Source organism: Actinomadura madurae (assembly GCF_900115095.1).
Classification (GTDB): Bacteria; Actinomycetota; Actinomycetes; order Streptosporangiales; family Streptosporangiaceae; genus Spirillospora; species Spirillospora madurae.
Genome location: NZ_FOVH01000012.1, coordinates 238,230 through 252,517 on the forward strand (window position 1 = coordinate 238,230; position 14,288 = coordinate 252,517).

Annotated in this window: 15 protein-coding genes; 9 read left to right on the forward strand and 6 right to left on the reverse strand. The window is 67.9% G+C overall.

The window, feature by feature from the left end; all coding sequences use genetic code 11:
- Positions 1-47 precede the first annotated feature (47 nt).
- Positions 48-950: an aldo/keto reductase gene (locus tag BM339_RS30660; protein WP_021591927.1), complete on the forward strand. Its 903-nt coding sequence runs from the start codon at positions 48-50 to the stop codon at positions 948-950.
- A 748-nt stretch (positions 951-1,698) separates the two neighbouring features.
- Here BM339_RS30660 and BM339_RS30665 read toward each other — a convergent pair.
- Positions 1,699-3,003, reverse strand: coding sequence for a M20 metallopeptidase family protein (locus BM339_RS30665; RefSeq protein ID WP_075023099.1), 1,305 nt, complete (start codon positions 3,001-3,003; stop codon positions 1,699-1,701).
- Positions 3,004-3,170: 167 nt separating this feature from the next.
- Here BM339_RS30665 and BM339_RS30670 point away from each other — a divergent pair, with 167 nt between their 5' ends.
- From BM339_RS30670 to BM339_RS30675, 3 genes are all read left to right on the forward strand, one after another.
- Positions 3,171-3,737 carry a winged helix-turn-helix domain-containing protein gene (locus BM339_RS30670; protein ID WP_075023100.1) on the forward strand — a complete coding sequence of 189 codons (567 nt, stop codon included), beginning with the start codon at positions 3,171-3,173 and terminating at the stop codon, positions 3,735-3,737.
- A 323-nt stretch (positions 3,738-4,060) separates the two neighbouring features.
- Complete coding sequence (locus BM339_RS50185; protein WP_177287822.1) at positions 4,061-4,216, forward strand: hypothetical protein; 156 nt, start codon at positions 4,061-4,063, stop codon at positions 4,214-4,216.
- Positions 4,217-4,753: 537 nt separating this feature from the next.
- Positions 4,754-4,960 (forward strand): hypothetical protein, encoded by a 207-nt coding sequence (locus BM339_RS30675; protein ID WP_075023101.1) that lies wholly within the window; start codon positions 4,754-4,756, stop codon positions 4,958-4,960.
- A gap of 191 nt (positions 4,961-5,151) precedes the next feature.
- Here the strand turns inward: BM339_RS30675 and BM339_RS30680 are convergent, their stop codons facing one another.
- From BM339_RS30680 to BM339_RS30700, 5 genes are all read right to left on the reverse strand, one after another.
- On the reverse strand, positions 5,152-5,922 hold the full coding sequence (locus BM339_RS30680) for an IclR family transcriptional regulator (RefSeq protein ID WP_021591913.1): 771 nt from the start codon (positions 5,920-5,922) through the stop codon (positions 5,152-5,154).
- Positions 5,923-6,024: 102 nt separating this feature from the next.
- Entirely contained in the window at positions 6,025-6,702 is a 678-nt protein-coding gene (locus BM339_RS30685) for an ABC transporter permease (RefSeq protein ID WP_218163805.1), read from the reverse strand.
- A gap of 116 nt (positions 6,703-6,818) precedes the next feature.
- Positions 6,819-7,643, reverse strand: coding sequence for an ABC transporter permease (locus BM339_RS30690; protein WP_083598144.1), 825 nt, complete (start codon positions 7,641-7,643; stop codon positions 6,819-6,821).
- Positions 7,640-8,494 carry an ABC transporter ATP-binding protein gene (locus BM339_RS30695; RefSeq protein ID WP_218163806.1) on the reverse strand — a complete coding sequence of 285 codons (855 nt, stop codon included), beginning with the start codon at positions 8,492-8,494 and terminating at the stop codon, positions 7,640-7,642. Before BM339_RS30695 ends, BM339_RS30690 begins: the two co-directional genes overlap by 4 nt.
- Positions 8,491-9,540, reverse strand: coding sequence for an ABC transporter substrate-binding protein (locus BM339_RS30700; protein WP_177287823.1), 1,050 nt, complete (start codon positions 9,538-9,540; stop codon positions 8,491-8,493). The genes BM339_RS30695 and BM339_RS30700 overlap by 4 nt, the downstream gene beginning before the upstream one ends.
- Positions 9,541-9,687: 147 nt before the next feature.
- Between BM339_RS30700 and BM339_RS30705 the strand changes: the two genes are divergently transcribed.
- The 5 genes from BM339_RS30705 to BM339_RS30725 are packed head-to-tail and all read left to right on the forward strand — an operon-like array spanning position 9,688 to position 14,062.
- The gene (locus tag BM339_RS30705; RefSeq protein WP_021591908.1) at positions 9,688-10,416 is read left to right on the forward strand and encodes an L-threonylcarbamoyladenylate synthase; all 729 of its coding nucleotides are present in this window, start codon (positions 9,688-9,690) and stop codon (positions 10,414-10,416) included.
- A complete protein-coding gene (locus tag BM339_RS30710; protein WP_075023103.1) occupies positions 10,416-11,285 on the forward strand; it encodes an isocitrate lyase/PEP mutase family protein in 870 nt (289 codons plus the stop codon). Before BM339_RS30705 ends, BM339_RS30710 begins: the two co-directional genes overlap by 1 nt.
- 4 nt (positions 11,286-11,289) lie before the next feature.
- A complete protein-coding gene (locus BM339_RS30715; protein ID WP_075023104.1) occupies positions 11,290-12,543 on the forward strand; it encodes a 3-isopropylmalate dehydratase large subunit in 1,254 nt (417 codons plus the stop codon).
- Positions 12,540-13,082: a LeuD/DmdB family oxidoreductase small subunit gene (locus BM339_RS30720; RefSeq protein WP_075023105.1), complete on the forward strand. Its 543-nt coding sequence runs from the start codon at positions 12,540-12,542 to the stop codon at positions 13,080-13,082. The genes BM339_RS30715 and BM339_RS30720 overlap by 4 nt, the downstream gene beginning before the upstream one ends.
- Complete coding sequence (locus tag BM339_RS30725; RefSeq protein ID WP_075023106.1) at positions 13,079-14,062, forward strand: alpha/beta hydrolase; 984 nt, start codon at positions 13,079-13,081, stop codon at positions 14,060-14,062. Before BM339_RS30720 ends, BM339_RS30725 begins: the two co-directional genes overlap by 4 nt.
- The last annotated feature ends 226 nt before the right edge of the window (positions 14,063-14,288 follow it).

A 14,288-nucleotide genomic window follows, 5' to 3' on the forward strand; every position in this document is an offset into this window, starting at 1 on the left:
CAGTGATACGTACTTTTGCGGATCAGTGAGACACCGAGGAGAAGCCAGTGAACCGTGTCGGATACGGCGCCATGCAGCTCGCCGGGCCGAACGTGTGGGGACCGCCGGAGGATCCCGAGTTGGCGCGGCGGGTGCTGCGCCTGGCGGTCGAGCTAGGAGTCACGTTCTTCGACAGCGCGAACGCCTACGGGCCGCGCATGGTGAACCGCCTGATCGGGGAGGCGCTGCGGCCGTTCCCGGAGGGGGTGATCGTCGGCAACAAGGTAGGCGCCGGGCGTGGCCCGGGTAAGTCGTGGATCATCACGAACCACCCGGACACGGTCCGTCGGCAGGTGCACGAGGCACTGGCCGACCTGGGGACGGAGACAAGCGAGCTGACGTACCTGCGGCTCGCCGGAGACACTCCGGGAGCGCACAACGATGTGCCTCTGGAGGAATCGCTCGGAGTGCTCGTCGAGCTGCGCGACCAGGGGCTCATCCGCCGCATCGGTCTGTCCGGCGCGTCGCCGCAGATGCTGGCCCGCGCGCAGACGATGACACCGATAGCGGCCGTGCAGAACCGCTTCAACCTCCTGGACCGCAGTGGCGTCGAGGTCCTCGCCGACTGCGAGTCTCAGGGCATCATGTTCGTCCCCTATACCCCGCTGGCCTCCGGGCAGCTCACCAGCTACGACGAGCTGACAGGCCCGGCGGAGCGCCTCGGCGCAACGCCGACCCAGGTCGCGCTGGCCTGGCTGCTGCGCCGTTCGGCGGCCATGGTCGTCATCCCCGGTACGACCGATCCCGGTCACCTACGCTCCAACATCGCCGCGTCCGAGGTCGCCGCGAACCTGACCGATGCTGAGGTGGCCCGCCTGACCGGCCTGGTGGACGAGTCGAAGGCCGTCATCGACCAGCCGCCCCAGCCCACGCTCGATGCTCTCCGAGCAGCGACGGAAAGCCGCCACTGAGAGCCCCTCGACAGCGGTGTTCATCCGCTGTACTGGGAGGAGGCGCACTCGCACACGCGTACATGGTGATGCTCTCCGGTCGGCCGGCGTCTCGGCCGAAGCCGGTCCGCAGGCAGCGGTCTGCACGCGAGTCCCCGCCCCGTCACCACGGCCCCCGCGGAGGGTGCGGGCGGGCCGGCTTCCTGGCCGCATAGCGATGGCGGACGCATCACCATTCACCTCCAGGTAGGCGCATGCCGCGTTGACCAGGCAAGTCTCCAGGCGGACGAGCCTTGACGGCGAGCGCACCTGACGCCGGCGAGCGGGCTTCCTCGGTTGCCGGCCCGGTGATGGCGGGATCGTTCAGGACGTCTTGGGACGGCTTGGTGGTTCGGTGTCCTGGAGGTATGGGGAGCCTTGAGGACGAGGAAGGTCATGCGGGTGTGGGTGGGGGCGTCCACCCCGCGTCTGCCGGTGCGCAAGCTTGTTCAAGCAGCCGGGCACCTGACCAATGGCGCCCGCGTCGAACGCGACCACACAACCGGTCGAGCAACGCACCGGCAGTCACGTTCTGGACGCCGACGAACGCACCTGCACGCGCCGCTGCTCGCCTTGCGCCACCTGGCCGACACGGCTTCGTCCCCTCACCCAACCCTGGCGCATCCTGCACATCACCGCCGGCACCAGCCGAATCGGCGAGATCCCCAGAGCCGGCCCCGTCCTCACCCATCTCGAACACGGCCACGCCCGCTGAATCGCTGAGATCAACTCATTGGGTCGACGTGCGTTGGGCGAGCCAGCCTGCCATCGCGCGGACGCCGATGCCAATGGCTCGTTCATCGGGGTCGAAGGTGCCCAGGTGCGGATAGCAGGTGGTGATGTCGGCGCCGGGCGTGCGGACGCCGAGGAAGGTGTAGGTGCCGGGAATGCGGTCCAGGAACAGCGCGTAGTCCTCGCCGTTGAAGGGGACCGCAGCCTGCAGCACGGTGACCGAGTCGGAGCCGAGGACGCGGCGCAGGTGGTGCTTGAGGGCATGGCCTTCCTTCTGCGGGCAGACCATGGCGGGAAATGGCTCGGCGGAGAAGCTCAGCCGAGAGCCGGCGTAGGGCTGGGTGAGGCGTCGGATGGTGTCACGTACCTCGACGTATCGCTCCTCGGGCCAGCACTTGTAGGACGCCTCCACCTTGATCCTTCCTTCGGCGTCGGCCTCGCCCGCTTGGGCCCGGATGGCGATGAACCGGGCCAGTGGTCCCGCCGGTGTTTGGATGTCTCGGACGAGTCGCTCGAAGTCCGCGGGGGTCTGCGGGATGGCCACGGTGCCGAGTGCGTTGATCCCGGTCGTGAGCTGCCGTGCCTGCTCGGCCGCGTCGGGGCCGGTCAGGGTGATGGCGGCATGGTCGTGGCCCGGCAGCCCGGTACCGGGGGTGACGGCGAATTGGCCGACCGGGAACGGGCCGCAGTGCAGGGCGTGGATCTCCTGCGGCCTGGTCCGTTCCAGCACGCCGTCGGCGAGCATCGCGCGGGCACCCGTCAGGTTCTCCTCGGCGGGCTGGAAGAGGAAGACCAGCTTGCCGCCGAGTCCGTGCCTCAACCGTGCCAGGACCTGCGCGACGCCGACGCCCACCGTGGTGTGCAGATCATGCCCGCACAGGTGCGCCGCTTCGCCGCCGCCGCCGATCTGATCGGCTGGAGGCACCGCGTCCATGTCCGCGCGATAGGCGACCGTGGGTCCGGCATGGGCGCCTTGGAGGACACCGACGACCCCGTGCCCGCCCACGCCGACGGTCACGCGCAGTCCTGCGGCACGGAGCCGGCCCGCCACCGTTGCGGCGGTGCGGCTTTCGGCACCGGCGAGCTCGGGGTGGTGATGGATGCGCCGGCGCAGGGCGACGAGAGCGCGGTCGAGCCGCGCCGCCACGGCGTCGATCGACTTCTGGTCTACCGGCGGGCCGGCTGGGGCGTGGCGGGGGACAGCGTCGGCGTGGACGGGGGCGGCGACGGCTCCTGCGCCGATCACCGCGGCGCTGCCGAGAAGGGTGCGGCGGGTGAAGTGGTGTTCGTCCGACTGCGGCATTGTTCCCTCCGTTGATGTGGGGAGATACGGCGGTAACCCGAGGTGACCGTGATGCATGCGTCCCGGCGACCCCGGGGGGGTGTGGTGAGGCAACGCGGAACACTCCAGTCCGTATTGCAGAACTCTTTGCAAAGAACTATGCAACGGCTTTTGGTAGAGTGCAAGCGATGTCGGACAGTCCGGAACCCCGCCAGCTCTCTGATGCCGCGGCGCTGCGCGCGCTGCGCCACCCGCTGCGGAAGCGGATCATGCGGGTGCTCGATCGGGACGGGCCCGCGACGGCCACTTCACTGGCCCGGGCGCTGGGCGAGAACACCGGTGCGACCAGCTACCACCTGCGGCAGCTGGCCGCGCACGGGTTCATCGAGGAGGCTTCCGAGCACGGCAGCGGCCGGGAGCGCTGGTGGCGGGTTCCTCGGCATGACTTGCGCTTCCCGCCGCGCAGCCGGATGAGCCCGGAGATGCGCCGAGAGTTGGCGAAGTTCGAGCAGTTCGAGGCGGTCGAGGACGCCGAGGCGCTGGCCCGGTTCCAGGCACGGCGCGACCTGATGGGCAAGTGGGGCGACGCCGAACTGTTCGCGCGAGGGGAACTGGCCCTCACCCTTCCGCAGGTCACCGAGTTCTGGAACGACTACATGGCGCTCTTCACCCGCTACGTCCAGGCGAGCGATCCCCCTGACCCGGACGCGCGCACGATACTGGTCCGCTTCATGGCATTCCCCGAAGTCGACTGATGTGCCGCGGCCGGGAGCGCGCCGGTGGTTCCGGTCCGGGCGTGGTGCATGGCGACCTGCGGCGGCCACGAGGGCGGTAACTGCGTTGAGGCGCCGATAATCTCCATCTCGCCGGACAACGAGTGTTCCTTTACGTGCGGCGAGGTAAAAGCGTACCGCGCATTGCGCGGTATTCCGCTGTGTACCACATCGGGGGCCCGCGGGGCCTCCCCGGACCTTGGCTGATCTACGCCCTCCGGGCCATAAAGTGCTACCCAAATCGTCATGGGCTCTGACCGGGAATGGGGCGGCTGTCATCGGGTACGGCTCGCGCAGGGGGAAGGATGCTGTTCATCTTCGATGCCATGATCCGCGTGCTGGGCTACTACTTCGGGACCGGCCACAAGGTCATGCTCTCTATCGGCTTTATAGTGCTGGTCGCGCTCGTACTATGGCGGATCGTGTTGATCCGGCGGCGCGCCCAAAGACGTCGCCGGTAACGCTCCCGCACAGGTGCCGGCTGCGAGGAGCCCTCAGTCCACGACAAACAGGAGTTACTGCTTGATGCTCCGGCGACGGCCACGCACGCAGGCGGGGTACTGCCCGACCCCGACCACACCGACCACACCACCCCCGGCGGCGGAGACGCGCCCATCCCCTCGTCTTTTCGAGGCACGAGCCGACGGGGCCGGTGGCTGATCGATATCCGATCTCCGGGGGTTGTCCTGTAGCCGCGGACCGGGCGCCGGATCCTGGGTGTCTCGGGCCTGTCGTCTGGCCGTCCGGAACTCTCTCCTTCGAGGCCGATGTGCGATGCCGAGGCGGCTCGCGCGGTGTGCCGTGACTCTGCGTGACACTGTGAGCCTTGACACAGCTCATCCTTGCTGGTGACTATGCGCTTATTCACCTTCGGCTCATCCCTCGGGAGAGTTGAGAAGCATGTTCCGCACCACATCGCTCCGCGCCGGTCTCCCCGCCGGTGTGCTCGGGCTGACGGCCGCGGAGCCCCGCTGGGTCTGCTGGCCGGTGCGCTGTCGGTGGCCCTGCTCGCGCAGGTCGTCGCGGTCACGGCCATGCCCGACTACTTCACCCGGTTGCTCTACGCTGCCCTGCTCGGAGCGATCGTGGCCATCGAGAGCCCCGAACTGCATCAGGCGATGGACCGGCTCCGAGCACACCGCGCGGACGCGACGCCGCACCGGCGGGCGGAACCAGTCAGCGCTGTCGGGGGAGGCCGACGATGACGGAAACGGCCATGTCCATGGTCGAGGACGGTCCGACCTGCGCGTGGAGGCGCGCGTCCCCGAGCAACCGTCCGGGCTCGGCCGGCTTCCCGACGGACGGTCGCCGGTCGTCTCCATGGTCGACCGCAAGATTCTTGCCGCCTGGACGCGGAGGGCGGGCTGTGTGGGCCGACCATGATCCCGCAGGTGGTTCAGGCCGAGTTGCCGACGCTCCGCTTCGGGCCGTCACCCGATCGGCTCGACAGGGATGCGGCGGTCTCCGCGACGAGCGGCCCGAACTCTCGAGCCGACTGGGCGTTCAAGCGGAAGGACGGGCCGCCGATGCCGAGGGCACCCACGACGGCGCCGGTTGAGTCGAAGACGGGGGCCGCGAGCGAGTTCAGGCCCTTTTCCCGCTCCTGTTCGGTCAGGATCCAGCCTTGCTCGCGGGTGAGCGCCAGCTGCGCCTCCAGCTCGGGTGGGACCTCGATCCCGGCGCCCTCATTCATTTCGACGAGAACTGCGCTGAGGAGATGTCGGTCGTAGGCCAGGAACACCTTTCCGGCGGCGCCGGCGCGCATCGGCATCAGTTGCCCGACATAGCCCCGGAAGATGATCGATTGGTGAGACAGCTTGACCACGACCGCCACACGCGTGGTACCGCGCGGGATGTACATACCCGCTGTCTCGCCCGTCTGGTCGCGGAGATGTGCCGCTGCCCGGTCTGCCGCTTCCAGGAGGTCCGAGGCGGCTGTCGCGGCCGCCGTCCAGGTGAGCACCCGCAACCCGACTCTGTAGGTATCTCCGGTCTTGTGGAGCAGTTCCAGTGCCACCAGCGTGTTGATCAGTCGAGCGACGGTGGTCACCGGCAAACCGGTCAGGCGGTGGAGATCGCCGACGGATAGGTGTGTGCGCTCTGGTGTGAAGCAGTCGAGGAGCTTGACCGCCTTCTCGAGCACGAGGACGGAGGGACCCGCCGCCATGCCTTTCTCCCTTCCTCGCCAGGCGAGTTTCCGTGAGGTCGTTTTCTGTGATGTCGCCTTCATCTGGCCACTGCCCCCGGATCAGGAGCCCGGCGCTTCAGTTTAGGCATTGTGTCCGTAGCGCTCGGCGGTCCAGCGCTCGGCCCAGGTGAGGAGTGCGGTAGGCGCGAGGGCGAGCACCGCGATAAGGATCACCTCTCCCGCGATGTTCTCCATGCGCCCGATGGAGACGTTGCGCAAGAGTTCCTGGCCGAGGCCCGATGAACCAGCGAACATCTCGGCGAGGACCAACCCGAGGAAGGTGAATCCGAAGGACAGCCGCAACCCGCCGGCGATCGCGGGCAGGGCGGAGGGCCACACGATCTTTCGCATCACCTGGATCTCCCCCACACGTAGCGACGCGGCCAGCTTCAGGTGGGTTCGGGACACACCGCGGGTCGCCTCGGCCGCGATGATGAACATGGGCACGACGCCACAGGCGAAGGCGAACGAGCCGCGACTCAGGTCACCCAGCCCGAGCACGAGCAGGAAGACGGGGAACAATGTCACCTTCGGCACGGAGTTCAGCACATAGACCAGGGGAAGGAGCGCACGCGACCAGAAGGCGCGTACGCCCAGCAGGGTACCGGCGATGGCGCCGGCGGCCGCGGCCGCCATGTAGGCGATGGCGAGGACACGCACGGTGTCGAGGACACTCGCCCGGAACCGGGGATTGCCGAGTTCGGCCTGCAATCCCTTGACGGCCGCTCCGGGTGCGGGGACGACGGTGCTCTTCAGCACTGTTGCCGTCCCCCACCAGCACGCCACGACGAGGAGCGCGAACAGGATCGGTGGCCAGAGCCGCCCGAGGCCGTTGGCGACCGCCCTCCGCCGGGGCGAGACGGGGGTTTGCGCGGTCATCGTTGCCTCCAGTCGATGGCGGAACCGAGGCGGTCGACGAGCAGGACGAGAGCGAGGGCGAGGATGGAGACGAGGAAGATGCCGCCGTAGGTATCGCGCGAGTCGAAACTCTCGTAGGCCCGCGAGATGAAGTGTCCCACTCCCCGTGTCGCGAGGATGAACTCGGTCGCGAGGACGGAGATGATCGCGTAGGAGAGCGCGAGTTTGAGGCCCGAGATGATGTCCGGGAGCGCGGCGGGCCCCAGGATCAGGCGGAAGTGCTGCCATCGGGTCAGCCGCAGCGAGTGGGATACCTTCGCGACCGAGGCGGGGACCGAGGAGAAGCCGTCGCGTGCCCGGGCGATCACCACGACTACGCTGAACGATGTCGAGATCAGGATGATGGGCGTCAGCCCGGTGCCGAGGATCACGACCAGGAGCGGATACATGGCGAAGGTCGGGACCGCGTAGAAGACCGAGACATAGGGCTGCAATGCGCGGTCGCACCAGCCGAAGCCGTGCATGCCGAACGCGATGGCGACCCCGAGGATTCCGGCGGCGACGAAGCTGATGCCGACCGCGAGCGCCGTCCACGCGAGGTCATCGCGCAGGAAGGTCGACTCCCTGATGAGCTCGGATGCACGGACCGCCATGTCGGTGACGGGCACGAGTTCGAACGGCGTCGCCAGGACGTAACGCGCATACACCTCCACTCCGCCCAGGAAGACGACAAGGGCGGCGATGCGCCACACCGGAGGGGGGAGGCCGAGCGATCGGCCCTGGTCCAGCCGGAGGTAGCCGGGGAGCGTCGAACGCGAGCCCGAGGATGCCAGGCGGGTCACGATGTTGCCTGCATGCTGGTCGAGGCTTCGTGGCGAAGTGTGCTCCAGATGCGTTCGGTCGCCTCGACTGCCATCGGCATGGTCAGTGTGTCCTCGGCGCGGGGTCGAGGCAGGTCGATGCCGATCTCGTCGAGGAACGTTCCGGGGCGGGCACCCATCACCAGCACTCGGTCCGAGAGGAGGACCGCCTCCTGGATGCTGTGGGTGATGAACAGGACGGCCGCGTCCAGCCGTTCGACCACGGCGAGGAGCTCGAAGGCCATGAGGAGGCGGGTCTGTTCGTCGAGCGCACCGAACGGCTCGTCGGCCAGAATGAGGTCCGGCTCCATGATCAGAGCGCGCGCGATGGCGACGCGCTGCCTCATCCCGCCCGAGAGCTGGCCGGGGTGGTGGGCGGCGAACCCGGACAGCCCCACTTTCTCCAGCAGGGCGGCGGCCTGAGCGCGGCGTTCGGCTCGGGCCACCCGGCGGACCTCGAGCGGGAAGGCGACGTTGTCGAGGACCGTGCGCCACGGGAGGGTCGCCGAATCCTGAAAGATGACCGCGGTGTGGCGGCGCGGTCCCTTCAGGGGCTCGTCCGCGACCCTTACCGCGCCCGACGACGGGACCTGGAGTCCGGCGACGAGCTCGAGCAAGGTCGACTTCCCACACCCACTGGGACCGACGATCGACACGAACTCTCCCTGCCGGATGTCCAGGTCGACCGGTCCGAGCGCGTCGACGGTTCCGAACCTGCGCGTCACCTGTCGAGCCTGCACGTGACTCGTGCGGATCGGTGGCTCTGGAACGGACGTTGCGGTCGATTCGTGTGGTGCCACGATGATCAGCCCTCCTGGGTCAGGCTCGTTCACGAGCAGTCGGTGGGTAGCTCCGCGGTGGCGCCTCTGGGAAGGAAGCTGCCGTCGAACAGGCCGCAGTAGTCGACCCCGCCCTTGAGGCCGCTCAGCTCGGCGGACTTGGTGCCCGACTTGAGGGACTCGGGGTTGAAGCCGATATTCCAGGCCACCGCTCCCGTCGCGCCCTTGACGACCTCAAGGGCGGCGTCATACGACACGTCAACGTGCGCGGCGTAGAGTTTCGCCGTTTCCTCGGGATTCCCGGTCGCCCACTTGATCGCCTCCTGATAGCCGGCCAGAACGGCCTTGACGACATCGGGGTGGTCCTTGGCGAATCGCGGGCTCGTCGTGATCACGCTGGCCTGGAACTTGTCGACGTAGTCATGGGTCCTGACGACGAGCTTGAAGTCGTCCTTGTGGCGGCTGGCCAGCGTGGGAGGAAGCCAAGCGACGTCCACCTTGCCGGCTTCCAGGAGGGCGACGCCTTCGCCGACACCGCCTGCGGCGACGCGCTCGGCCTTGGTCGGCAGGCCGGCCTCCTCCAGGATCATGAAGGACAGCGCGTAGATCGAGGAGCCGGGATTGGTGTATGCCCAGGACCGGATGTCGGCGAGCTTGTTGACCTCATCGTTGTCCTTGCGCGCGTAGTACTCCCCGCCGTGGGTGTTCTGTACGCCGCCGCCGACGGCCACGAGCGGCACGCCTTCCTTGGCGGCGTGGAGGACGGAGTTGTAGCCGACCTCGCCGATCGGAAGGTCACCGGACAGCTGCGTCCGCAGGGTCGCGCTACCGCCGCTGCCGGCCACGATCTTGCCGACCTTGACGCCGTGTTCCTCGAAGAATCCTCGCTTCTGACCGACGAGCCAGGGGATCGAGTAGAACTCGTTGGCCGCCAGGACCGCGACATCCAGTTGGTAGGGGTTCTCCGGGTCGGCTCCTCTCTGCGACGACGAGCACGCGGCGCTGAGGCTCAGGGCGGCCGCCAGCCCGACGAGGCTCAGGCGTGACGTCAAGCGGTTCATGCGAACCCCCTCTCCAGGATGTGGTGTCATCAACCACATCGTGGCGTGACCGTACTCACATCGTCGAAGCATTGTCAACGCACAACGCATCGTTCGTCCGCAGGTCGTGAGGGCTAGCGTCCAGATCTGCACTGCACTATGGTTTCGTAAACCACGATGTGGTTGATCGGTCGAAGGGAGCGCCGCATGGGCAGGTACGACATCAAGGGTGACGCGCAGAGGATCTACGAGACGGTGGCCGGCGGAGGGGCGGTCATCATGCCCGGGGACGTCGGCTACGCGGCGACCGCGATCTCCTCGGACGCGTTGCTGCGCCTGTTCCAGGCCAAGCGACGCGCCCCGCACAAGCGGCACGCCATGGGCGGCAACTACGAGCTCCATCGTGAGGTCCACCGGCTCGGCAAGCGGGAACAGGACATGATCGACGCGGTGGTCGTGGACGCGGGGCTCCCGCTGGCGATCGCAGCCCACTACGACCCGTCCCACCCGGTGGTCGCCTCGATCGAGCCGGAGACGCTCGCAGCCAGCACCGTCGGCAGCACGCTGGCGATGCTGATCAACGGTGGCGCACTGCACGACGAGGTCGTGCGCATCGCGCACCGTGACGGTGTCGCCCTGCTGGGCTCGTCGGCCAACCTGACCGGGACCGGGACCAGGTTCCGCGTCGAGGACATCCAGCAGGAGATCATCGACGCGGTCGACCTGGTCGTCGACCACGGACTCCGCAAGTACCACCACTACGGCCGGTCCTCGACGATCATCGACTTCAGCACGATGGAGGTCGTGCGGGTCGGGACCTGCTACGAGCTGATCAGCGACATCTTCGAGCGGCAGTTCGGGATCACCCTCCCGGCCGACCCCGGTCGGGACGTACTTCCGTCGGGCCACCTGCGCGAGCAGGCATCCGCCGGCTGATGGGGACCGCCAAGCGCCTGCGAGAACTGCTCGCGGAGCCGCACCTCCTGGTGGCACCCGGGGTGTACGACGGAATCACCGCGTCCCTGGTACGGTCCGCCGGTTTCGACGCCGCCTACATGTCGGGCGCGGCCGTGTCCGCCTCGGCGGTCGGCCTGCCGGACATCGGACTCGCGACGATGTCGGAGATGGCGGTGCAGGCCGCGGTCATCAGGCGCCAGCTCGACGTACCACTGATCGCGGATGCCGACACGGGCTTCGGTGACCTGAAGAACACCTACCGGACGGTCCGGGAGTACGTCCGCGCCGGGGTTGCCGCCATCCAGCTCGAGGACCAGGCATTCCCGAAGAAGTGCGGGCACCTGGATGACAAGCGTGTCATCGATCCCCCCGAGTTCATTGAGAAGATCGCCGCGGCGGTCGAGGCGCGGGGTGACGGTGATCTCCTGGTCGTCGCCCGGACCGACGCCCGCGCGACCCATGGCTTCGCGGCCGCCGTCCAACGGGCACAGGCCTACGTCGAATCCGGCGCAGACGTGATCTTCATCGAGGCCCCGCGGTCGCTCGACGAGATCCGGGCCATCCCCCGCGAGATCGACGTCCCGGTGCTCTTCAACCTCGTGGGACGCGGCAAGTCGCCGGCCGTGACGTTCCGCGACCTCGAGTCCTTCGGCTATGCCCTCGCCATCGTTCCCGGCGCGTGCCTGAGCCCGGTCGTCTCGTCACTGACGACGGCACTGCGGTCGCTGCGTCGCGGCGACCCCGAGCCGGCAAGCCGGGTCTCGCCTCGCGAACTCTTCGACAACTTGGGCCTGCCCTTCTGGGAGGCACTCCACGAGAACCACGATCGGGGGACGAGAAGTGCCTAGCACGATGATCGAGAAGATCCTGGCAGAGGCGGCCGGAGTGGAGGCGGCCACGCCAGGCGACATCCTCACCTGTGACGTCGACATGACCGTGATCATCGATGTCCAGTTCGCCATGACCAGGCTGCTGGACGTGGTCGCGGTCCACGACCCCGACAAGATCGCGATCGTGATGGACCACGCGGTGCCCGCGCCGACGGTCCGCGACGCCACGCATGGCACCCGGGCGCGCGCGTTCGCCCGGGAACACGGCATCGAGCGCTTCTACGACATCGGCCGGCACGGGATCGTGCACCAGGTGATCGCCGAGCGAGGGCTGGCCACGCCGGGTTCGGTCGTCGCCTGCACCGACTCCCACACGTGCGCGGCGGGCGCCTTCAACGCCGCCGCCCGCGGACTCGGACCGGCCGAGGTGATGCAGATCGTCTGCACCGGGAAGACCTGGCACCAGGTACCGCCGACCATCCGGTACGAGCTGGTGGGGACCAAACCGGCCCACATCAACGGCAAGGACGTCTTCCTCGCCATCGCGGCACGCTACGGCGACGCCACGGACCACGCCATCGAGTTCGGCGGCCCCGGCCTGGCATCGATCCCCATGAGCGACCGCCGGACCATCGCGACGCAGGGGGCCGAGGTGGGCGCCGACTTCACACTCTTTCCCGCGGACGAGATCTGCGTCGACCACCTGCGCTCGGTGAGGCCCGACCTGGCGGTGAGCCCCGTTGACGCCGACGCCGACGCCCGGTACGCCGCCGTCCGCACGATCGACCTCGACGAGATCGAGTCGATGGTCGCCCGTCCGGGGACGGTCATCAACAACGGCGTGCCGGTGGCCGAGCTGGAATCCACGACGATCCACCAGGCCTTCATCGGTTCGTGTGCCAACGGTCAACTGGCAGACCTCGAAGAAGCGGCACGAGTGATCGCCGGCCACCGGGTCGCGCCAGGCGTCCGGTTGATCGTGACCCCTGCTTCACAACAGGTGTACCTCGACGCGGTCGAACGTGGATACGTGACGACCCTGACGAAAGCGGGCGCGGTTGTCACGAACTCGACCTGCGGCGCATGTTTCGGCTATGCCATGGGGGTCCTGGCGCCCGGTGAAGTCTGCGTGACGGCCAGCACCCGAAACTTCCAGGGAAGGATGGGCAGCACGAAGGCGTCGGTCTTCATGGCATCGCCGGCCACGGTCGCCGCCTCCGCGGTCGCCGGGTGCATCGTTTCCCCCGAACAGCTGATGGAGGCGTCCCGCGCATGAGCACATCGAGCGACCTCGTCGTCGCTGGACGCGCATGGCTCTTCGGAGATGACGTCAACACCGACGACATGTATCCGGGCTTCGCCATGAAGCTGTCCGCGGCAGAGGCCAGCCGATTCATGTTCGATGCGACCAGACCGGGTTGGCCGGAACTCGTCCAGCCCGGGGACATCGTGGTCGCCGGGCGCAACTTCGGACTCGGCTCCAGCCGGCCCGTCGCCGAGTTGTTCACCGAACTCGGTGTCGCGGCGCTGATCGCAGAGCAGTACAACTCACTGTTCCTGCGCAACTGCCTCAACTTCGGGCTACCCGCCATCACCATCGCGGATGCTCGAGCCTTCGTGGTCGAGGGCGACGTCGTGACCCTCGATGTCGATCGCGGCATCGCCAAGAACGAATCCACCGGAGCCCGACGCACGTTCGCCAGGTTCCCGGACTTCATCGTGGACATGCTCCGCAGTGGTGGGCTGATCAGTCAACTCGAAGTGGCCGGGCACCTCCGCCCACCGAGTGGGAACACGAAGGCGGCCGGGCAGTGACGGACACCGGCGCCACAGAGCCACTCGCCGTCGCCGAGCTGGGCAGCTTCCACATCGGGGGTCGCGAGGCCGCCCTGTCCGGGCTCGCCACGCGGATATTGCAGGTGACGCCGGCGGCGCCGCCCCTAGAGATCAACCCGAACGGTGAGTTCGAGGTCGAGCAGATGTATGTCCAGTACGCGCGTCTCGCCGCGCCCAGATCCCGCTACCCGCTGTTGATGTGGCACGGCGGCGGCCTGACCGGCGTCACCTGGGAGACAACGCCCGACGGCCGGCCCGGGTGGATGAACCTCTTCCTCCGCTACGGCCACGACGTGTTCGTGTCCGACGCCGTCGAGCGCGGACGCGCATCGTGGGCCAGATTCCCCGAAGTGTTCGCCACCGAACCCTTCTTCAGGCCGAAGCAGACGGCCTGGGAGGACTTCCGCATCGGACCGTCCTGGCACAGCGATCCAGAGAACCGAATCGCCTATCCGGACACCCAGTTCCCGGTCGCCGCCTTCGACCAGTTCGCCAAGCAGACGGTCCCGCGCTGGGGGACGAACGACCTGTGCACGCAGGCCGCATACGACGAACTGGTGGAACGCGTTGGTCCCTGCGTGCTCCTCGCGCACAGCCAGGGAGCGATCTTCGCTTTGCGGGCCGCTGCCGCGGCGCCTGCGATGGTGAAGGCGGTCGTCGCGCTGGAGCCCGGAGGGGCACCCGATCCGGGACGCGAGGACATCTCCGCAATGCGCGACACCCCCGTCCTCTGCGTCTGGGGCGATCACATCGACGACAGCGAGGTGTGGTCGGACCTGCGTCGTTCGTGTCAGCGCTACTGGCAGGCGCAGTCTGACCAAGGCGGCATCGCCGACACGATCGACCTGCCGAGAGAGGGCATCACAGGCAACTCGCACATGATCATGATGGATCGCAACTCCGACCTCGTCGGCGCCAAAATCCAACAGTGGCTGAAGTCGCGTGGCCTCATGAAGTAGTCGGCCGCAGTAACTGCGTCAGATCTCCATCACCAGTTCCCGAACCTGCTCGTGAGCCGGGTGAATGATCGTAACTTGCAGAAAAGGGGATGAGCCGTGGCCTGTGGGCTTGTCTAGGAGCGCAGCGCCACCGAACGTCCCGCGTCGAAGCACGCAACTCCGAGGCCGCAGTGAACGCTTCTCTCGCTGCAGCGAAGCCTTGCCCAGGCAGCCGCCCGCGAACATC

Bases quoted from the DNA above. Each gene is read 5' to 3' on its own strand.
- BM339_RS30665 (WP_075023099.1), bottom strand. From the start codon at position 3,003: ATGCCGCAGTCGGACGAACACCACTTCACCCGCCGCACCCTTCTCGGC.
- BM339_RS30670 (WP_075023100.1), top strand. From the start codon at position 3,171: ATGTCGGACAGTCCGGAACCCCGCCAGCTCTCTGATGCCGCGGCGCTG.
- BM339_RS50185 (WP_177287822.1), top strand. From the start codon at position 4,061: ATGCTGTTCATCTTCGATGCCATGATCCGCGTGCTGGGCTACTACTTC.
- BM339_RS30680 (WP_021591913.1), bottom strand. From the start codon at position 5,922: ATGGCGGCGGGTCCCTCCGTCCTCGTGCTCGAGAAGGCGGTCAAGCTC.
- BM339_RS30700 (WP_177287823.1), bottom strand. From the start codon at position 9,540: ATGTGGTTGATGACACCACATCCTGGAGAGGGGGTTCGCATGAACCGC.
- BM339_RS30705 (WP_021591908.1), top strand. From the start codon at position 9,688: ATGGGCAGGTACGACATCAAGGGTGACGCGCAGAGGATCTACGAGACG.
- BM339_RS30710 (WP_075023103.1), top strand. From the start codon at position 10,416: ATGGGGACCGCCAAGCGCCTGCGAGAACTGCTCGCGGAGCCGCACCTC.
- BM339_RS30715 (WP_075023104.1), top strand. From the start codon at position 11,290: ATGATCGAGAAGATCCTGGCAGAGGCGGCCGGAGTGGAGGCGGCCACG.
- BM339_RS30720 (WP_075023105.1), top strand. From the start codon at position 12,540: ATGAGCACATCGAGCGACCTCGTCGTCGCTGGACGCGCATGGCTCTTC.